The following is an 18894-nucleotide window of genomic DNA, read 5'->3' as shown; positions in this document are numbered from 1 at the left end:
GCTTTAGCTTGCCTTAAAATCCAGCGCAGCAGCCAGAAGTTGCTGCGTATAGGGTACCTTTGGGTTGGAAAACAGCTCTTCGCTGATACCCTCTTCCACCACGTTTCCTTGCTTCATCACCATCACTTTATGCGACATGGCACGCACGACTTTCAGATCGTGGCTGATAAAGAGATAGGCCAGCCCGTATTTCTTTTGCAAATCGCGCAGAAGCTCTACTATCTGCACCTGAACGGTCATATCCAATGCCGATGTCGGCTCGTCCAGAACAACCAGTTTGGGCCGCAATATCATGGCACGGGCGATGGCGATACGTTGACGCTGCCCGCCTGAAAACTCATGCGGATAGCGGTGCATCATCTCGGGATCTAGCCCCACCTCGCTCATGATCTCCGCGACCAGTTCCCTTGGAGTGCGTCCAGCATCAGTTCCGTGAACCCCCAACCCTTCGGCGATAATCTGCTCCACCGTCATGCGTGGGCTAAGAGAGCCGTAAGGGTCTTGGAACACAATTTGCATATCAGCACGCAAAGGGCGCAGTTCGTTAGAGGCCAAGCCTTGAATGTCACGACCTTCAAACTGGATCGCGCCCTTGCTGGAGATCAGGCGCATAATGGCCAGGGCCAAGGTGGTTTTGCCAGAGCCGGATTCGCCGACGATGCCCAATGTCTCCCCTGCCCTTACGGAGATGCTGGCCTCATTGACGGCTTTGACATGTCCGGTGGTCCGTTTCAGCAGGCCGGTTTGGATCGGAAACCAGATACGCAGCGCATCTGTGGACACCATTTCACTGGCCCCCGCTGGAACAGGGTCTGGAAGGCCAGTGGCTTCGGCGTCTAGCAGCAACTTGGTGTAGGGATGCTGCGGGTTGTTGAAAATTTCCGCCGTAGGGCCGGTTTCCACGATCTCACCATGCTGCATGACACAAACACGGTCAGCAATTTTGCGCACAACGCCAAGATCATGGGTGATAAACAACAACGACATTTTCTCGCGGATTTTCAACTCTGCCAGCAGGTCCAGAATTTGCGACTGGATGGTCACATCCAGCGCGGTTGTTGGCTCGTCCGCGATCAATAGTTCCGGCCCGTTGGCCAGCGCCATGGCGATCATCACCCGTTGGCGTTGCCCCCCCGATAGCTGATGCGGGTAGCTGGTCAGGCGTTTTTCGGCGTCACGAATGCCAACTTTGTCCAACAATTCAATCACGCGCGCCTTCGCGGCGTCCCCGTGCAGGTTTTGATGCAGGCTCAAACTTTCGGTGATCTGCCGCTCCAATGTGTGCAGCGGATTGAGCGAGGTCATCGGCTCTTGGAAAATGAAGCTGATGTCGTTGCCTCGCACTTGGCGCAATTCTTGCTCGCTGGCGCTGGCCAAATCACGGCCATCATAGGTGATCTGACCTTCGACCGAAGCACTGTCAGGCAGCAATTGCACTGTCGACAGAGCCGACACCGATTTCCCCGAGCCGGATTCCCCCACCAATGCCACCGTCTCGCCACGGTCCACATGGAAGGTCACGCCCTTGACCGCTTCGGTGGTTTCGCCGTCTTGTCGGAAGCTTACCCGCAAGTCTTTGACGTCTAGTAGCACAGTCATTGGAAAGTCTTTCTAGGGTCGAACGCGTCACGCACGCCTTCAAAGATAAACACCAGCAACGACAGCATCACCGCGAATGTTGTAAAAGCCGTAAGAGCCAGCCATGTGGCTTGCAAATTTTGCTTGGCTTGCAAAATCAGTTCGCCCAACGAAGGGGCGGAGGCCGGCAGGCCGAAACCCAGAAAATCAAGTGCTGCCAGCGTGCCAATGGTGCCGGTTACGATAAACGGCAAAAAGGTCAATGTCGCAACCATAGCGTTGGGCAGTATATGGCGGAACATGATCGTGGTGTTAGAGACCCCAAGCGCCCGCGCTGCGCGGACATACTCGAAGTTTCGTGCCCGCAGGAACTCGGCCCGCACGACCCCCACCAAGGCAGGCCAGCCGAACAGGATCGACAAGAACACCAGCAGCCAGAAGCTACGCCCCAAAATGGCAAACATGATGATGATCACATAGAGACTGGGCGTTGCGCCCCAAATCTCCAACACCCGTTGGAAAATCAAATCGACGCGGCCACCGAAGAACCCTTGAACGGCACCCGCCGCGATCCCGATGATCGATGACACGATGGTCACGACCAACGTGAAGATAATTGACAATCTGAAGCCGTAAATCACCCGCGCCGTCACGTCGCGCGATGTGTTGTCCGTGCCCAGCCAATTCGTCGCGTCCGGTGCCGCAGGCGCTGTGCCCGGGCGGTCCACGATCGTGGTGTAATGGTAGGGGATGATCGGGGAAATGATCCACCCTGCCTCTACCGGCTCGCCGGCGAATGTACCTGTTGCGGCCTCTTCCATCACGCCTTCGGGGTCGTCCCAGCAGTCCTCAATGCCACCGGTTTTGATCAGGCATTGTATTTCAATGTCACGGTAAACCGCTTCGGTGCGCAGGTCGCCGCCAAAGGCGGTTTCAGGGTAGAAGCTGGTGACCGGCGTGAAGAGCTCGCCGCGGTATTTGATCAAGATCGGCTTGTCGTTGGCAAGCAATTCAGCAAACAGGGACAGGCCAAAAAGAACGGCGAAAATCCACAACGACCAGAACGCGCGACGATTGCGTTTGAAGTTGGCCCAGCGACGTTGGTTGAGGGGGGATAGCTTCATGTTTCGCGGCTTTCAAAGTCGATGCGCGGATCCACGACGATATACATCAGGTCAGATAGGATGTTCACAACAAGCCCCAACAACCCAAAGAAGTAGAGCGTCCCAAACACCACCGGATAATCGCGGGCAACTGCGGCCTCAAAGGCCAACCGGCCCAATCCGTCGAGGGAGAATATCAATTCGATGATCAGCGACCCCGTGAGGAAAATCCCCATAAACAAACTCGGGAAGCCCGCGATCACGATCAGCATCGCGTTGCGGAATACATGCCCGTAGAGCACCTTGCCCTCCGACAGGCCCTTGGCTTTGGCCGTGATGACATATTGCTTTTTGATTTCATCCAAGAAGGAGTTCTTCGTCAGCAAGGTCAGCGTCGCAAAGGCCGAAATGGACGCGGCAGTCACCGGCAAAATGATATGCCATAGGTAGTCCACCACTTTGCCAAACAGGGTAAGCTGGTCAAAGTTTTCCGACGTCAGCCCGCGCAGCGGGAACCATTGGAAATACGATCCCCCCGCAAAGAACACGAGCAGCAAGATCGCGAAAAGAAATCCCGGAATGGAGTAGGCAAAGATGATGACGCCCGAGGTCCATGAATCAAACCGTGACCCATCGGTGACCGCCTTGCGAATGCCCAAGGGGATCGAAATCATATAGGCAATCAAAGTGGACCAAAGCCCCAGCGTGATCGACACTGGCATCGTCTCCAGCACCATCTCTAGCACGTTCTTGGAATGGAAGTAGCTTTCGCCGAAGTCGAACCGCAGATAGTTCCACATCATATTCAAAAAGCGTTGTAGCGGCGGCTTGTCGAAGCCGAATTCTCTCTCAAGCTCGGCAATAAATTCGGGCGGCAACCCGCGCGCGCCTTCATATTTGCTGTCGGTGCTCAGGTTGTCGAACTGGCTGTCGTTGGTGCCGCCCGAAATTCCTTCAAACACATCGCCAGAGCCTTCAAGGTTCGCGATAACCTGCTCAATGGGGCCGCCTGGCACGAATTGCGTCAGGGTGAAATTCACGATCATGATCCCAATCAAAGTCGGAATCACCAGCAACAGCCGTCTGAGAATATATGCGCCCATGTTCGGGTCTTACCGCCTGTTCTTGTAACCGCCCTAGAGGGCGCCTTTTGCCTTCAAGGCCGCAGCCTTTTCAGCGTTATACCACCAAAAATCCAGATGACCCAAGGCCAGTGGCGGCAATTTGTCTGGGTGCTCGAACATATCGTAATAGGCGACCCAGAAGGTGTCATTATACCACGCAGGGATCATGATGCGCGCTGCCCGCAAAATGCGGTCTGTGGCCCGCACGGCGGCTTGCATCTCATCCAGAGTTTTCGCATCAAGCATCTTCTTGATCAACGCATCGACCGCCGGTGAGCTATAGCCCGACGGGTTGAACAACGAATACTCCGCATCTTCGGATCCGAACCGTTGCGAAATGCCGTTGCCTTCCTCGAACCCGTTGACGTAACCGTCGTAGATCATATCCCAGTCGAACCCACGCTCACGGTTGGTGTATTGGGCAGGGTCCACACGGTTGTAGTTGGCTTGAATGCCAAGGCGCTTCAAATTTTCAATGTAGGGCTGAATCAAACGGTCATATGCCGGTTGTGAAGACAGGAACTCTATCTCCAGCGGCTTGCCGTCCTTTTTCAACACACCTGCGGCGTCGGCTTCCCAACCGGCTTCGGACAACAGTTTGTTGGCTTTGCGTAGGTTCTTGCGATCCAGCTGACGGTTGCTGCTTTCATGGGCAGAGATAACCGGTTCCGTGAGCACGGATTTGTCTTCCAGCAATTCCTCAACAGACTTGAGGTACTCCAGCTCCAACCCTTCTGCGACACCTTTTGCCTGTAAATCGGTGTTCTCCCAGAACGAATTGCGCTGCGCAAACAGGCCAAATTGCAGCGTCTCGTTGGTCCATGTGAAGTTGTACATCAGTTGCAGCGCCTCGCGCACACGCGGGTCTGCAAACTTGTCACGGCGCAGGTTGAACACCATTCCATAGGAAGGAGGCAGATCTCCGTTGGCCAATTCTTTCTTGGCGATGAACCCGTCGCGAATACCAGGGAAATCATATGCGGTTGCCCAAGACAGCGAGCTTGTTTCGCGCCGGAAGTTATACACCCCGCTTTTGAAGGCTTCCATCGATGCAGTGGGGTCCGCGAAGTATTCAACGCGGATGCGGTCGAAATTCCAGCGCCCCTTGTTGATCGGCAAATTTGCCCCCCAGTAATCGGGATTGCGCTTGTACACAATTCGCCGCGGCGCTTCGACCTCAACGGGGATGTATGGGCCGGATCCGATGGCCGATTCCAGACGTGGTTCTTTGATGTTGGCGTCGTTCGCCTCGAACCATTTCTTCGAGAACGCAATCGACGCCCCCGCTTGGCTGATCAAACCTTTGCGCGGAATCCCCTCGTTAAAGGTGAACTTGATCCGGTGGTCATCCAGGGCTTCATAGCTTTTGTAGAACTTCGAGACTGCTTGCGCGAAGGACGGCAGACCATCAGTCAGAAAAGTTTTAACCGTGAACACAACGTCATGCGCTGTGACTGGGGTTCCGTCCGAAAATTTGGCTTCTGGGTGTAGGTTGAAAATCACCCAGTCTTGGCTTTCTGGGTACTCCAAGCTCTCACAAAGTACGCAATACGCGCCATAGGGGTCGTCATCCACGGCCGCCATCAGGCGCTCGTAGGGGGTGTTGGACAGAGCCCCTGCGCGGCCCTTGCGGCTGTAGGGGTTCATGCTGTCGAATGTTCCACGCGCGGCAACCGAGATTTCGCCGCCTTTGGGCGCATCGGGGTTCACATAGTCGAGATGCGGGAAGCCTTCGGGGTACTTCAGTTCTCCGAAATCCGAAAACCCGTGGGCTTTGATGATTGTCTCGCTGCGCGCAATCGTCGCCGAGGTAAATGTCGCCGCAATCAGAACCAGCCCAGCGCCCATCCACTTCATCACGCCATTCGGCTTGGATCGGGTTTTGGCAAGGGCTTGCGAATTGCGGTTCGTCATATTGATCCTCCTCAGATCGATCTCGGGCGTGTCGCGTATTTGATAAGATAAAAGAAGTTGGTTTTCCTCAACAATCAAGGCCGATTGCGCGATTGTGAGCTTAAGAGAGGACTTAAATGCAAAAGACCGCCCACAAAGGACGGTCTTTCAATACAATAGCTTCCGATCAACCTAGCCGCCGAGCGTCTCTAGGTAGGCGATCAGGTTCGCACGATCAGTTGGCTTGGAGATGCCCTTGAAGCCCATTTTCGTGCCAGGCGCATAGGCTTTGGGGTTCTCGATAAACCCGCTCAGCGCGTCAACTGTCCAAGTTCCGTCCATGCCGATCAGCACATCGGAGTATCCGTAGCCATCTGCTGCGGCGATATCCTTGTCTACGATCCCGAACAAAGATGGGCCTGTTCCATGCTTGCCCTCTTCGACTTTGTGGCAAGCTTTGCACTTGGAGAAGACCTTTGCGCCTTTTTCAGCGTTCGCTTCGGCCATCAAGGACGCGAAGTCGATTTCCTCAACAACTTCCTCTGTGCCTGTGTCAGCTGTTGCAACTTCCACAACATAGCCTTGCGCGTGATCCTCACCACCATGCCCAGCTTCGCCGGTGTGGTAAATTGTGTCAGCAACCCAGCTGCCCAGCAGAAAAACCAGAAGCGATCCGCAAACCGCACCCAGAACTTTGGTCATAGTCATCGTGTCAAACATGTCTGTCTCTCACCCGTTTGGCGTTTCGCCGCTATCTATCTTCTTCCCATACCCTTCCGCAAGGGCTAGACACCGCGACTAAATGCCTTTTTGTGGAAAATGCACCATGACAGTTAAAATTGCGTTCCAAGGGGAGCTCGGCGCCTACTCCCACGAAGCCTGCGTTCGGGCCCGCCCTGATATGGACCCCCTTCCCTGCAAATCCTTCGAAGAGGTTATTGAAGCCGTGCGCTCCGGTGCTGCGTCATTGGCGATGCTTCCGGTCGAGAACACAACCTACGGACGGGTGGCGGATATTCACCGCCTGTTGCCTGGCTCTGGCCTGCATATCATCGATGAAGCCTTCGTGCGGGTGCGGATTTGCCTGATGGCCCCAAAGGGTACAGCCCTAGACGACATCAAGATCGTGCGCGCGCATCCCGTGCTTTTGCCGCAATGCCACACCTATCTGGCCACCAACAACATTCGCGGCGAATCTGCGGTGGATAGCGCCGGTGCGGCCGCTGAGCTAGCGGCGTCTCCCGAGCCAGGCGTGGGAGTGCTTGCCTCCGAGATGGCAGCAAAGACCCACGGGCTGGATGTTTTGGTGCGTGGGATAGAAGACAATGACACCAATACCACCCGCTTCTTGATCATGTCCCCGCAGGCGGATCTGTCGCGACGCGGAGACACCCATATGATCACGTCTTTCGTGTTTCGGGTCCGCAACCTTCCTGCCGCGCTGTATAAAGCCATGGGCGGCTTTGCCACCAACGGCATCAACATGACCAAGTTGGAAAGCTACATGGTCGATGGCGAATTCACGGCCACCCAGTTTTATGCGGATATCGCCGGCCACCCCGAGGACACCAATGTTCAACACGCGATGGAGGAATTGGGCTTCTTCACCTCCGAAATCAAAGTTCTAGGGACCTATCCTGCCGCCTTCGCCCGTGACTGAGGGCTTGCGCCCCAAACTCGGGGCAATCGCGGTTGTCGTGCATGATGGCCAAGCTTTGCTTGTCCAACGCCGTAATCCTCCAAATGAAGGCGAATGGGGGTTTCCAGGGGGGCATGTCGAAAGGGGCGAAACGGCCCTAGAAGCCGCTGCGCGTGAACTGCACGAAGAAACCGGCGTCATTGCGACCCCAACGTCCTATCTAACCAATGTCGATGTGATTGGCCGTGACCGTCATGGCGTGGTGACCTATCACTACCTACTGGCGGCGGTTCTTTGCAGCTATGTCAGTGGCGATCCCGTTGCAGATGACGATGCGATGGACGCGGCTTGGGTGCCGGTGAGCGCGGTTTTGTCGGGAGATCGCCCCCTGTCGGACAATGTGGCGGCCGTGCTGAACCTCGCGGTACAAATGTGAGGCCTGTCGCGCCGTCTTAAACGCCAGCGGTGCGCAGCCCTTTTTTGTAGCGCTCTTCCAAATCGCTGGCAAAATGCGCGATCCGCGTTTTGTAACGGCGGTTCAAAGTGTTGCGTGCCAGCTTGGCTGACTGCATCAACAAACGCGCCGAAAGGGTTTGCGGGCGCACGTCCAGCTCCAGCCGCATTCTGGTGCGCATACGTGACATGGCAACCAACTCTATCAGGAATGTTGCCGACATGTTGTTTGTTTTCACATCAAAAAGCATTTGATTCGGGCGATCGAAGTCCACAAGCTTCACGTCAAATTCGCGCTTCTTTCCCCGCACCGTGGCGCGGGCCTTCCACGACATACCAATGCCTTCGCCATCAATGTTATCAGTCCGCGAAACATCCGCCCCATGGCGCAACACCGCGCGTTCATAGCTGTCGAAATCCGACAACATCGTGAACACGTCGTCGATCGGTATTTCTAGATCTTCCTTGGTGGAGAACTTCATGTCGGCCCGCTTTTATTTTTCTTTACTTAGTCTAATGTATCCTGAAGCCAGTTAAGCAACAGGAAATGCGCAATTGCGCCCTTTCGCGCCGGTTTCATTTTCGGATTGTTGCCCGCAAACGTCTCCATCATCTCTTCGCGGGTCACCCACAGGGCATCTTCGATTTCTACGGGATCGATGGTGATCTCAGTTGTTTGGGCATGCCCACGGCATCCGAACATCAAAGACGCTGGGAACGGCCAAGGCTGGCTGGACAAATACTCGACCGCACCAACTTTTACGCCCGCTTCCTCAAAGGTTTCCCGTCGCACAGCGGCTTCTATGGTTTCTCCGGGTTCTACAAACCCAGCCAGACAAGAATACATCCCCTCAGGCCATCCCGAAGACCGCCCCATCAGCACCGAATTTCCATGTGTCACCAACATGATCACTACCGGATCCGTGCGCGGAAAATGATGAGCCCCACAAGCCGCGCAGTCGCGCTGCCATCCGGCCATGGAGATCGAAGACTTGCTACCGCATTTCGCGCAAAACCCGTGGGTTTCATGCCAGCTACCGACGGCTTTGGCGGTTGCGATCAATTCTGCGTCGCGCGCGTTGAGATGTGTCATGATCCCGCGCAGCTCCGAGAACCGCTCGTCTTGTGGAAGTCCGGGAAAATGCTGCTCGGAGGGGTCAAGAAACTGATTTAGCGTGTCCAAGTTTTCGTCAGGCTCCCAGCCCGAAACATCCTGTGAAAATCGTGCGACTCCATCGTCCAACCCCAAAAAGATCGGGGCTTCGTCCGCGTGTTCAAATATCGGGTGGTTAGCCGATTGCCACGCTGGGCGGTCGCGGTCCTCTCCTGCGATCAAGGGCTTACCACGCCATATCGGCAAAACACCCGTGTCGGTCTTCGCCAACATATCGGCTAGGGCCTGCTCATCACCGCGCAAATGTGCTGCGCGTTCCAGACCTGATCCACCAAAGGTAACTGTCTCAGCAAGTTTCACCACGCCGCCCCTAAATTGTGTCCTTCGCTTGTTTCACGACAGCTCTCCATTGGCAAACCTTGCGTTATAAAGAATCTGTGCCTATATCGGCGGTGAGGGGTTGGCGCGGGCAAGTGCCTCGCCAACCTGGTCAGATCCGGAAGGAAGCAGCCACAACGAGCCCCACTTGGGTCGATGTCCAACCTCTCACCTACGCCTCATTCGGCGATTAGATCGGCCCAGCAGGCGGCGTTCTTAGGATCAAACACCCCAATGTGACCAATTTTCTCCAGGCCGTAGGTCTTGGGCTTGAGCAAGGCTTGGGTCTTAGTTGCCTGTTGGAAAAACTCCATCGATCGCCACACCACGCTTGGGGGAACCATATAGTCGTCTTCAATTGCTACAAATTTCACGCGACCACTTAGGCTCGTCCAGTCGGGGAAAGGCATCTTCTTTCCGATGTCGCGCATGACGTAGTCGCGGCGCGTGCACAGGTTGCGCCATTGCCAATAAACGCCAGCAGGAAGGTCAGGGCCAAACCTCAAGCGTTTGGCCGGTAGATACCCCAATGCCAATGTCGCCACTGGGCCAGCACCAAACCAGAAGAACCGCGCCATGGCTTGATAAGGCCAAGGATGCTCGGAGACATGCACCGGCCCGCTGCCAACAGTGATCAGGCGGTCTATCTCATGCAAGTCCTTTTGAAACGGCACAAGCAATCCGCCAAGTGAATGCCCGATCACCCACAATGGCACGTCGGGAAAATGGGCGCGCATAAAGTCGCGGGCGGCTTGCTGATCATGCACCCCCCAATCGGTCATATTCGCGTTTGAGCTTCGCACATGCTGACGCGCAGATGCGCCAAAGTCGCGGTAGTCATATAGCAAACATGTCAAGTCGTGTTCTTGTGCCAACCACTCGGCAAATGGCCGGTAATAGCGCATGGGAACACCCGTGGCCGCGTTCAGAACGACGGCGGCTCTTGGGTTTTCACTTGGCATAAACACATGCCCCGCAAGCTTTCGGGCCCCCGATAGAATGGAAACCTCCTGCACCTCGATTTCGGCGGCTTCGACAGGGCTGATCATGGTCATGGGGCACTCCGAGCAAACTAGACTGATCGGTTCAATATCACGACTAGACCATTCGGTCTAGATATGTTTTAATGGGGTGTGTCTAACCTGCCTCCAACCCGTGACCGACTGGTCGCCGCTGCGGCCCTGCTGTTTCAACGCAAGGGGTATCACGGCGTAGGCGTCGCAGAAATTCTGGAAGCGTCGGAGGCTCCTAAAGGCTCGCTCTATCACCACTTTCCCAATGGAAAATCCGATCTCGCCCTCGCTGCGGCGCATTTTGCAGCGCAAGAAACCCTGCGGATATTGGACGCGTCCTTTGAGGACGCCAACACCGCACGCGATGGCATCACCACATTTTGCTACAAGTTAGCCAAGCTGTTTACATTGCATGATAATTGGAGCGGATGCCCGATCAGCTCAACCCTGTTCGAGAGCCCCAGCAACCAAGAATTTCGACTTAACACCCGCGAGATATTCCAAGAATGGCATGAGGCGACCAAAGCCCACGCCATTGCCAAAGGCGCAGAACCCGAAAACGCAGACGCCATGGCAAATGCCCTATGGATGACGCTTCAAGGCGCTTGGACCATGTCCCGCGTACGTGGCACGTCTGACCCGATCAAACAGGTTCCGATGCTGATTTTTGGCAGCTGAGGGCCAACAGTTGGATAGTCTTTGGTGGACGTCACCCCCCCAGCGAATTAGGCTCGTGACGCATCCGAATCCGAGGAAATTCTATGACTGACACTACAGACGGCGGCTATCAGGTTCTGGCGCGGAAGTACCGCCCTGCCACATTTGCCGATCTGATCGGTCAAGACGCTATGGTGCGGACGCTCAAAAATGCCTTTGACGCCGGCCGCATCGCGCAGGCCTTCATCATGACGGGTATTCGCGGCACCGGAAAAACCACCACGGCTCGGATCATCGCCAAGGGGATGAACTGCGTGGGCGCGGATGGCACCGGTGGCCCAACGACCGATCCTTGCGGGATCTGCGACAATTGCACCGCAATTGCCGAAGGTCGCCATGTTGACGTGATGGAAATGGATGCTGCGTCGCGCACAGGGGTAGGCGACATCCGCGAAATCATTGATTCCGTACATTACCGTGCCGCCTCCGCACGCTACAAAATCTACATCATCGATGAGGTGCACATGCTGTCTACTTCCGCCTTCAACGCCTTGTTGAAGACGCTGGAGGAGCCGCCCGAGCACGTCAAATTCATCTTTGCCACCACGGAAATCCGAAAGGTGCCTGTTACTGTACTGTCGCGGTGCCAACGCTTTGATCTGCGGCGCATAGAACCAGAGGTCATGATTGCCCATTTGCAATCGGTTGCCGGGAAGGAAAACGCCCAGATCGCCGAAGACGCCTTGGCACTGATCACCCGTGCCGCCGAAGGCTCCGTGCGCGACGCCATGAGCCTCATGGATCAGGCAATTTCTCACGGCGCAGGCGAGACAACCGCGCCTCAGGTGCGGGCGATGTTGGGGCTTGCGGATCGTGGCCGCGTGCTGGATTTGTTTGACCTGATCATGAAGGGCGACGCCGCCAGCGCGCTGCAAGAGCTGTCGTCGCAATATGCCGATGGGGCCGATCCGATGGCAGTTCTGCGCGATCTGGCAGAGATCACCCATTGGGTCAGCGTCATCAAGATCACACCGGAGGCCGCTGACGATCCAACTGTCGGCCCCGACGAGCGCACCCGAGGGGCCACAATGGCGGAAGCCCTGCCCATGCGGGCCATGTCACGCATGTGGCAATTGCTTCTTAAGGCACTCGAGGAAGTCGCCGCCGCGCCCAACGCCATGATGGCCGCCGAAATGGCAATCATTCGCCTCACACATATGGCCGATCTGCCCTCGCCGGAAGAACTGGTGCGCAAGCTGCAAGACACTCCGCCGCCCCCCGCTGCCCCGACGGGCGGTGGGGGTCATCCCCCTCAAGGCGGCATGACCACCGCGCGCGCGCAAACACAGCAGACCGTCTCCATGGGGGGCGGCACCTCCGCGGCCCTTGATGTTTCCGCAGAAACCGCCCTCGCGCAGTATCCCACATTCAAGCAGGTCGTCGGGCTGATCCGTAGCAACCGCGACATGAAGCTGCTGGTCGAGGTCGAAGGCTATGTGCAGCTGGCCAACTACGCGCCGGGCCGTATTGAGTTCGTGCCAACAGACGACGCCCCGCGTGATCTGGCCTCTCGTTTGGGGGCACGCTTGCAGCAATGGACAGGCCAACGCTGGGCCGTCACTGTTGTTAACGAGGGCGGCGGTGAAACCATAGCGGCTGAGCGTGATGCAGAGGCCAATGCGCTGAAGGCGGAAGCCACCGAACACCCGCTAATGCAAGCCACTTTGCAGGCTTTTCCAGGCGCCAAGATAATCGACATCCGCACCGCCGCCGACCTGTTGCAAGAAGCCGCCGTCGAGGCGTTGCCAGAGGTCGAAGACGAATGGGATCCTTTCGAGGAAGACTAACCCACATCGGCTTGTGCGCTCTATGTGGCCTCTGTCATAACGCTCTCAAATACGAATTCCCAAGCAGGAGACACTCAGATGCTCAAAGGACTAGGCAATCTCGGCGATATGGCCGGAATGATGAAAAAAGCCAAAGAGATGCAGGACAAGATGACCCAAATGCAGGACGATCTGCAAAACATCGAAGTCCAAGGTGAAAGTGGCGCGGGCCTCGTCAAGGCAACTGCGACAGCCAAAGGCATCCTCACCGCCCTCGACATCGATCCGTCTATTTTTCACCCTGACGAGAAAGAAGTCGTCGAGGATCTGATCCTCGCGGCCATCAAGGACGCGCAATCCAAAGCCGCCGACAAGGCCGCTGCAGAGATGAGCAAGATCACCGAAGAAATGGGCATTCCTGCCGGAATGAAGCTTCCTTTCTAGACATCATTGCTTCCTAAATACCTCCGCCGGAGGCTTCGACCGAAACAAAGGGCGCGCCCAGTTGAGTAGCACAAAAGACATCGACACATTGATCGAGATGATGGCAAAGCTTCCAGGGCTTGGCCCCCGCTCGGCCCGTCGTGCAGTGCTTCACATGATCAAGAAACGCGCCCTTTTGATGGTGCCCTTGGCGGACAGTTTGCAAAATGTCTCGGCCACCGCGCGTGAATGCGTCAACTGCGGCAACATTGGCACCTCCGACACATGTGACATCTGCTCAGCCGCCAAACGTGCGACCGGGGAAATTTGCGTCGTTGAGGATGTGGCCGACCTTTGGGCTATGGAGCGGTCCGGCGTCTTCAAAGGCCGCTACCACGTCCTTGGCGGCACCCTGTCGGCATTGGACGCCATCGGCCCCGACGAGCTGCGCATCCCCAAATTGATGGACCGCGTGCAGGGCGAAAACATCCGCGAGGTTATCCTCGCCCTGAATGCCACGATCGACGGGCAAACCACCGCCCATTACATCGCAGGTGAATTGGAAGTTCGCGGCGTCATGGTCACCTCTTTGGCGCAAGGTGTGCCCATTGGTGGCGAATTGGATTATCTCGATGACGGCACAATCTCGGCTGCCCTTAAGGCCCGAAAATCGATCTAACGCAGGACTGAATCGGCAAGCAGCCGCACCAGCGTTTTCTGATCTAGATATCCGGTGCGCGGCAATTGTCGCGCCTCTTGATACCGCCTAACTGCACGGCGCGTGTCCTCGTCAAACACACCATCCACAGCCCCGGGTTTTAACCCAAGCGCCCGAAGGCGATCTTCGACCAGCCGCTGCGTGCCGGAACTTAGACCCAAGCGCTGTTCATTCCGCGCCGCTGCACGAAGGGCATTGGCATTCTTCGCCTCAAATTCTTGTTCGGCAATCTGGGTGCGGGCTTGCACCGCAAAGGCCCCCTGTGGGTTGGCCTGAAGGTATCCTTCATAGGCGGCCAGCGACCCAACAGAAACCGCAGCATCCCAATCGGCGCGATCCTGTGCTGCGGCAGCAGAGCGACGGGCCTCCTCAAAGGGCTGCAAACGTGCGAGGGCGATTTCTGCGAACACCCCGTCGGGGTATTTCTCCAGATACGTCCGCAAACCCGGTTCATCGCCACTTTTCCCGCTGGCACGCCAGTAGGCGCGATCTTTGCGCTCCAACTCTTCTTGGCGAATGCGGGCTTCTTCTTCCAATTCCCGCGACCGTCTGTCTGCTTGGGCTTGCAGCCGCTCTATCTGCGCAAGGGTCAGATAGCTGGTGGCGGCCTCATTGTTCGCCTCTTGCCATTTGGCAATCGCGGCTCGTGAGCCCTTCCCCAGAATTCCGTCGATCCCTTTGGGGTCATATTCCAACAATGACAGCCCTCGTTGAATTTCACGGCGCTTGTCCCGATCCAGCTTCAGCGCCGCTTCCCCCGCCTGTGCCAAAAGCAACGGTTCCGCCAAAATCCGCTCTATCTGTGTATTGGCCTGATCTGCAAATATCCCCTCGGGAAAGCGCTCTAAATAGGCCTCATAGCTGTCTTGCGACCCAATCTCCTGTGTCACACTCCAAAATGCTTTCTGCTTCGCATCTGGGTCAAGCTTTGGAACAACTGGCGACGGGGTGCCATCACTGGGAAGGAAGGCCACCAAGGGGGCCATGAATCCCGAACCCGTCAGATTTGGAGCCCCCTCCAGCATTGCAGCGACCGAATGCCCCCTCACGGTCAACGACCCAGCCACAAATTTTGAAACGTCAACGGTCGGGCCAGTCACAACGGCTACGCCTTGAGGAATGTCATAGCGGCCCAAGCTGGCTGTCACACCTGCCCCCAAAGGAAATGTCTCTGCTTGAACTCCCAAGGCCACAACAGCCCCACCAGTGGCGCGGCCTGCAATTTCAAGCAATGTACTTATCGGGATCGATTGGGAATGGATCGTCGCCAAATCAGGCTCTTGGGCATCCGATCCCAAAAGCCAATTGCCCGTTGCGCTATGGGCAAAATGCCCCGTGACAGCGATTATGACGCGCCCGGTTCCATCGGCTTTGGCGTTCAGCTGTGATACCAAATCGACAAGTTCAGCCACGGGCATATTCGCGCCACTCAGCACGTCGAACCCTGCGCTTTCTAACGGCTTGACTGCATCCAGCATTCCGCTTTCGTCAACTATCTCGGGGCCGTTGGAATAGCGGTCGTTGCCCACAACCAAGGCCAAGTCCCCTGCCCAAGCCGGTGCCGACATTAACAAAAAGGCGGCAAGGCTTTGGCGGGTCATGGCATATCCTTTGTCAGTCGTAGCTGCGTTGGTCCTCGATCACGAGCCCATCATTGGGCAAGCTCCCAACAGGCACCACTTCCACGGCACCCTTTAGCTTCAAGACGCTCGCAACCGATGTCGCATAAGTCGTCGCGTCTCCGCCACTAGCTTCGATCAAAACACGCATCGTGTCCATCTCGCCTTCGCGGGCGGCAACAACTCGCGCACGTGAAACCTCTTCGTGTTTCGCGACAAAGTCGGCGACCTGCTCGGGGCGCACAAACATACCCTTGATCTTGGTGGTTTGATCCGCGCGTCCCATCCAGCCTTTGATGCGCATATTGGTACGCCCACAAGACGAGCTGCCGGGCATAATGGCGCTCATGTCACCTGTGCCAAATCGGATCAGCGGATAATCAGGGTTCAAGGAGGTCACAACGATCTCACCCACTTGGCCGTCTTTCACCGGTTCACCCGTGCCAGGCGTAACAATCTCGACGATCACGCCTTCGTCTACAATCATGCCTTCCATCGCGTCTGTCTCAAAGGCGATGTGGCCCAAGTCGGCGGTGCCGTAGCTTTGCAAACAAGTGATCCCGCGATCCGCATAGGATTGACGCAGTGACGGGAACAATGCTCCACCCGATACCGCCGCTTTGGTAAAGCCCAAGGCTTCGCCCATCTCGTCAGCCTTCTGCAAAATCACATTCAGATAGTCCGGCGTGCCAGCATAGGCCGTGGCGCCGACATCTTTCGCAGCGCGCACTTGCAGCTCGGTCTGGCCGGTGCCCGCAGGCAAAACCCGCGCACCCACCGCCCTTGCGCCATTTTCAAACATCATCCCAGCAGGTGTCAGATGATACCCAAAGCAATTCTGCACGATGTCAGACTTGCCAATCCCGCAGGCGTTCAAAAACCGGCCAAACCGCCACCAGTCATGCGATACCCCACCCGGCTCGTAGATCGGGCCCGGAGATTGAAACACATGGGTAACATTCCCCACCTGCATGCCACCGAACGGCGGCTGCTCCTTTTGCTTTGCACTCAAGTCCGACTTGCGCAGCACAGGTAGCTTGGACAATTCAGCCAAATTGGTTAATTTAACGCCTACCGCTTGTAATGCGGCAAGATGAGCCGCTTCCCGCGCATCCGCGCTGCGGGTCTCAAGGTCATCGAAGAATCCCACGACACATCTCCATTTGGTTTAAAATACTCAAAATTTAGGACAACCAACGTTTACGGCGGCGGTAGCTGCGCACGTCACGGAATGACTTGCGCCCGTCGTCCGACATCCCAAGGTAGAATTCCTTGACGTCAGGGTTTTCCCGCAGCTCTGCTGCAGGTCCGTCCATCACCACACGGCCACTCTCAAGGATGTAGCCATAATGCGCGAAGCGCAGTGCGACGTTGGTGTTTTGCTCGGCCAACAGGAAGGACACGCCCTCTTGTTCGTTCAATTCTTTCACGATGCCGAAAATTTCTTCCACTAATTGCGGGGCCAGACCCATCGACGGTTCATCCAGCAAAATCGTCTCTGGCTTGGCCATCATTGCGCGACCAATCGCCACCATCTGTTGCTCACCACCGGAGGTATATCCCGCCTGAGAAGTGCGCCGTTCTTTGAGGCGTGGGAAATAGGCATAGACCTTTTCCAGATCAGCAGACACCGCACCGCGCCCGTCAGAGCGCGTATAGGCGCCGGTCATCAGGTTTTCTTCAACGGTCAGGTGCTCAAAACAGTGACGGCCTTCCATCACCTGAATGACGCCCTGTTTCACCATATCGGCAGGATCGAGCCCAGCGATTGATTTGTTCCGATACACAATCGAGCCTTTGGTGACCTCACCGCGCTCAGAGTGCAGCAAGTTCGATACGGCCTTAAGCGTCGTGGATTTACCTGCGCCATTGCCACCCAGCAAGGCCGTAATTCCACCCTTTGACACTTTCAAAGAGACACCCTTCAGCACCAATATGACGTGATTATAAATCACCTCGATGTTGTTGACCTCCAAGAGGGTCTCGGTTTTGGAACCATCCAGCATTTCAACATCCCATCTACGTTAGTGATCCTCGGCCAACACCGCGCTGGCCGAGGAAAAAAGTTACTTATTTACAGCCTTCGTCGATGTTGGATTCAGCGGCGAACGCTGCCGAGTCCTCATCTACCAAGCCTTGGATTACGTCCTGATCAGAGCCTTCATAGCCTGTGATCAAGCTCCACTCGCCGGCAGTTGCGTCCCACTGCGCAACCGCGCCAAGACCGTCACCACCGTGGTTTTCGCACGATACTTTGAAGGTCGGGCCAAAGTTCGGAAGACCAATTGCGGCCATCTTCTCTTCGGTGATCTCCAGTGCTTCCATGCCGTCACGCATCAGGGCTGGTGTCAGTTCTTTCTGACCGGACAGCTCTTGTGCCGTTTTTGCGGCTTCTGCTGCAAGCATCGCGGCGTACATACCGCGGTTGTACAAGGCGGTGCCCAACTGGTCGCCAGCGCCGGCAGCTTTGCCCGCGTCAACCACGTATTTACGCAGATCGTCGTACAGTGGGTAGTCGTCGCCCAAGTTGTGGAACGTCAACGCTTTGTAGCCGTTGGCTTTGTCGCCAGCTGGCAGAACGTCGTTTTCCGAACCGGACCACCAGATGCCAATGAAGTTCTCCATTGGGAAGCGGATGTTTGCAGCTTCTTGGATCGCCACTTGGTTCATAACGCCCCAGCCATACATGATGACATTGTCAGGCTTTTCGCGGCGAATTTGCAGCCACTGCGACTTTTGCTCTTGGCCCGGGTGATCAACAGGGATCAACGTCAGCTCGAAGCCGTGCTTCTTGGACAGCTCTTCCAAGGTGCGGATAGGCTCTTTGCCGTAGGCAGAGTTGTGATACACAAGCGCGATCTTTTTGCCCTTGATGTCGCCTTGGCTCATGATGTGGTTCACAGCATGCGACGCGCCATCCCAGTAGTTGGCTGGGTAGTTGAACACGTTGGAGAACACTTTACCGTTCTTCGCAGACGTCCGGCCGTAGCCCATTGTGTGAAGCGGAATACCGTCAGCAGTCACTTTCGGGATCAGCTGGTAGGTGATGCCAGTCGACAGCGGTTGATACACCAGCGCGCCTTCGGCTTTGGTTGCCTCGTAGCACTCAACACCCTTTTCGGTGTTATAGCCAGTTTCGCATTCGATAACCTTCGTAGGAACGCCGCCGATACCGCCATCACGCTCGTTGAGCAAGGTGAAGTAGTCTTCGTAGCCGTCTGCAAACGGGATACCATTCGCGGCGTATGGGCCGGTCCGGTAAGACAGCGATGGGAACACAAGGTCCGCCATAACTGGGCTAGCTGCCATAATGGCCGCTACTGCTAGGGTTGTAAATTTCATCAGTTTTTCCTCCC

Annotated in this window: 18 protein-coding genes and 1 other RNA gene; 7 read left to right on the top strand and 12 right to left on the bottom strand. The window is 56.2% G+C overall.

The annotated features are described in order from the left end of the window. Window positions 1–3 precede the first annotated feature (3 nt). The 5 genes from Q0746_RS10270 to Q0746_RS10250 all read right to left on the bottom strand — a co-directional run bounded on the left by Q0746_RS10270 (window position 4) and on the right by Q0746_RS10250 (window position 6418). Window positions 4–1599, bottom strand: coding sequence for an ABC transporter ATP-binding protein (locus Q0746_RS10270; RefSeq protein ID WP_298259921.1), 1596 nt, complete (start codon window positions 1597–1599; stop codon window positions 4–6). Continuing rightward, window positions 1596–2702 (bottom strand): ABC transporter permease, encoded by a 1107-nt coding sequence (locus Q0746_RS10265; protein WP_298259919.1) that lies wholly within the window; start codon window positions 2700–2702, stop codon window positions 1596–1598. Before Q0746_RS10265 ends, Q0746_RS10270 begins: the two co-directional genes overlap by 4 nt. Next, entirely contained in the window at window positions 2699–3784 is a 1086-nt protein-coding gene (locus tag Q0746_RS10260) for a microcin C ABC transporter permease YejB (protein WP_298259917.1), read from the bottom strand. Before Q0746_RS10260 ends, Q0746_RS10265 begins: the two co-directional genes overlap by 4 nt. 33 nt (window positions 3785–3817) lie before the next feature. Beyond that, entirely contained in the window at window positions 3818–5719 is a 1902-nt protein-coding gene (locus tag Q0746_RS10255; RefSeq protein ID WP_298259914.1) for an extracellular solute-binding protein, read from the bottom strand. Between the two features lie 171 nt (window positions 5720–5890). Then, a complete protein-coding gene (locus tag Q0746_RS10250; RefSeq protein ID WP_298259912.1) occupies window positions 5891–6418 on the bottom strand; it encodes a cytochrome c family protein in 528 nt (175 codons plus the stop codon). Between the two features lie 106 nt (window positions 6419–6524). Here Q0746_RS10250 and Q0746_RS10245 point away from each other — a divergent pair, with 106 nt between their 5' ends. Both Q0746_RS10245 and Q0746_RS10240 read left to right on the top strand, forming a co-directional pair. Then, entirely contained in the window at window positions 6525–7358 is an 834-nt protein-coding gene (locus Q0746_RS10245; protein WP_298259911.1) for a prephenate dehydratase, read from the top strand. Between the two features lie 4 nt (window positions 7359–7362). Continuing rightward, window positions 7363–7773, top strand: coding sequence for an NUDIX hydrolase (locus Q0746_RS10240; protein WP_298259909.1), 411 nt, complete (start codon window positions 7363–7365; stop codon window positions 7771–7773). Between the two features lie 16 nt (window positions 7774–7789). On the opposite strand, the gene Q0746_RS10235 is transcribed toward Q0746_RS10240, so the two are convergent. Together Q0746_RS10235 and nudC are read right to left on the bottom strand one after the other, a co-directional pair. Beyond that, a complete protein-coding gene (locus tag Q0746_RS10235; RefSeq protein WP_298259907.1) occupies window positions 7790–8272 on the bottom strand; it encodes an SRPBCC family protein in 483 nt (160 codons plus the stop codon). Between the two features lie 26 nt (window positions 8273–8298). Then, window positions 8299–9264, bottom strand: a complete 966-nt coding sequence (nudC, locus tag Q0746_RS10230; RefSeq protein ID WP_298259905.1) for an NAD(+) diphosphatase — start codon at window positions 9262–9264, stop codon at window positions 8299–8301. Between the two features lie 93 nt (window positions 9265–9357). On the opposite strand from nudC, the gene ffs reads away from it, so the two are divergent. Continuing rightward, an RNA gene (ffs, locus tag Q0746_RS10225) (signal recognition particle sRNA small type) lies at window positions 9358–9456 on the top strand. Between the two features lie 5 nt (window positions 9457–9461). Here the strand turns inward: ffs and Q0746_RS10220 are convergent. Beyond that, window positions 9462–10337: an alpha/beta fold hydrolase gene (locus tag Q0746_RS10220; protein WP_298259903.1), complete on the bottom strand. Its 876-nt coding sequence runs from the start codon at window positions 10335–10337 to the stop codon at window positions 9462–9464. A gap of 78 nt (window positions 10338–10415) precedes the next feature. On the opposite strand from Q0746_RS10220, the gene Q0746_RS10215 reads away from it, so the two are divergent. From Q0746_RS10215 to recR, 4 genes are all read left to right on the top strand, one after another. Then, window positions 10416–10973 carry a TetR/AcrR family transcriptional regulator gene (locus Q0746_RS10215; protein WP_298259901.1) on the top strand — a complete coding sequence of 186 codons (558 nt, stop codon included), beginning with the start codon at window positions 10416–10418 and terminating at the stop codon, window positions 10971–10973. An 83-nt stretch (window positions 10974–11056) separates the two neighbouring features. After that, window positions 11057–12799: a DNA polymerase III subunit gamma/tau gene (locus Q0746_RS10210; RefSeq protein ID WP_298259899.1), complete on the top strand. Its 1743-nt coding sequence runs from the start codon at window positions 11057–11059 to the stop codon at window positions 12797–12799. 78 nt (window positions 12800–12877) lie between these two features. Beyond that, window positions 12878–13222 (top strand): YbaB/EbfC family nucleoid-associated protein, encoded by a 345-nt coding sequence (locus Q0746_RS10205; protein ID WP_298259897.1) that lies wholly within the window; start codon window positions 12878–12880, stop codon window positions 13220–13222. A gap of 61 nt (window positions 13223–13283) precedes the next feature. Beyond that, a complete protein-coding gene (gene recR / locus Q0746_RS10200) occupies window positions 13284–13880 on the top strand; it encodes a recombination mediator RecR (RefSeq protein WP_298259895.1) in 597 nt (198 codons plus the stop codon). On the opposite strand, the gene Q0746_RS10195 is transcribed toward recR, so the two are convergent. The 4 genes from Q0746_RS10195 to Q0746_RS10180 all read right to left on the bottom strand — a co-directional run bounded on the left by Q0746_RS10195 (window position 13877) and on the right by Q0746_RS10180 (window position 18880). Next, the gene (locus Q0746_RS10195; RefSeq protein ID WP_298259891.1) at window positions 13877–15520 is read right to left on the bottom strand and encodes a peptidoglycan-binding domain-containing protein; all 1644 of its coding nucleotides are present in this window, start codon (window positions 15518–15520) and stop codon (window positions 13877–13879) included. The genes recR and Q0746_RS10195 overlap by 4 nt on opposite strands. 13 nt (window positions 15521–15533) lie before the next feature. Continuing rightward, window positions 15534–16688, bottom strand: coding sequence for an AMP-binding protein (locus Q0746_RS10190; protein WP_298259889.1), 1155 nt, complete (start codon window positions 16686–16688; stop codon window positions 15534–15536). 34 nt (window positions 16689–16722) lie between these two features. After that, window positions 16723–17544 (bottom strand): ABC transporter ATP-binding protein, encoded by an 822-nt coding sequence (locus Q0746_RS10185; RefSeq protein ID WP_298259887.1) that lies wholly within the window; start codon window positions 17542–17544, stop codon window positions 16723–16725. A gap of 64 nt (window positions 17545–17608) precedes the next feature. Further along, a complete protein-coding gene (locus tag Q0746_RS10180; protein ID WP_298259886.1) occupies window positions 17609–18880 on the bottom strand; it encodes an ABC transporter substrate-binding protein in 1272 nt (423 codons plus the stop codon). Window positions 18881–18894 lie beyond the last annotated feature (14 nt).

Origin of the sequence: uncultured Litoreibacter sp., assembly GCF_947487515.1 — a bacterium.
Lineage (GTDB): Bacteria > Pseudomonadota > Alphaproteobacteria > Rhodobacterales > Rhodobacteraceae > Litoreibacter.
Note: the sequence above shows the minus strand (reverse complement) of the source record. Positions and strands in the feature narration are given on the sequence as shown.

Coding starts and splice junctions, on each gene's coding strand:
- Q0746_RS10270 (WP_298259921.1), bottom strand. CDS start 1,599: ATGACTGTGCTACTAGACGTCAAAGACTTGCGGGTAAGCTTCCGACAA.
- Q0746_RS10265 (WP_298259919.1), bottom strand. CDS start 2,702: ATGAAGCTATCCCCCCTCAACCAACGTCGCTGGGCCAACTTCAAACGC.
- Q0746_RS10260 (WP_298259917.1), bottom strand. CDS start 3,784: ATGGGCGCATATATTCTCAGACGGCTGTTGCTGGTGATTCCGACTTTG.
- Q0746_RS10255 (WP_298259914.1), bottom strand. CDS start 5,719: ATGACGAACCGCAATTCGCAAGCCCTTGCCAAAACCCGATCCAAGCCG.
- Q0746_RS10250 (WP_298259912.1), bottom strand. CDS start 6,418: ATGTTTGACACGATGACTATGACCAAAGTTCTGGGTGCGGTTTGCGGA.
- Q0746_RS10245 (WP_298259911.1), top strand. CDS start 6,525: ATGACAGTTAAAATTGCGTTCCAAGGGGAGCTCGGCGCCTACTCCCAC.
- Q0746_RS10235 (WP_298259907.1), bottom strand. CDS start 8,272: ATGAAGTTCTCCACCAAGGAAGATCTAGAAATACCGATCGACGACGTG.
- Q0746_RS10220 (WP_298259903.1), bottom strand. CDS start 10,337: ATGACCATGATCAGCCCTGTCGAAGCCGCCGAAATCGAGGTGCAGGAG.
- Q0746_RS10210 (WP_298259899.1), top strand. CDS start 11,057: ATGACTGACACTACAGACGGCGGCTATCAGGTTCTGGCGCGGAAGTAC.
- Q0746_RS10205 (WP_298259897.1), top strand. CDS start 12,878: ATGCTCAAAGGACTAGGCAATCTCGGCGATATGGCCGGAATGATGAAA.
- Q0746_RS10195 (WP_298259891.1), bottom strand. CDS start 15,520: ATGACCCGCCAAAGCCTTGCCGCCTTTTTGTTAATGTCGGCACCGGCT.
- Q0746_RS10185 (WP_298259887.1), bottom strand. CDS start 17,544: ATGCTGGATGGTTCCAAAACCGAGACCCTCTTGGAGGTCAACAACATC.
- Q0746_RS10180 (WP_298259886.1), bottom strand. CDS start 18,880: ATGAAATTTACAACCCTAGCAGTAGCGGCCATTATGGCAGCTAGCCCA.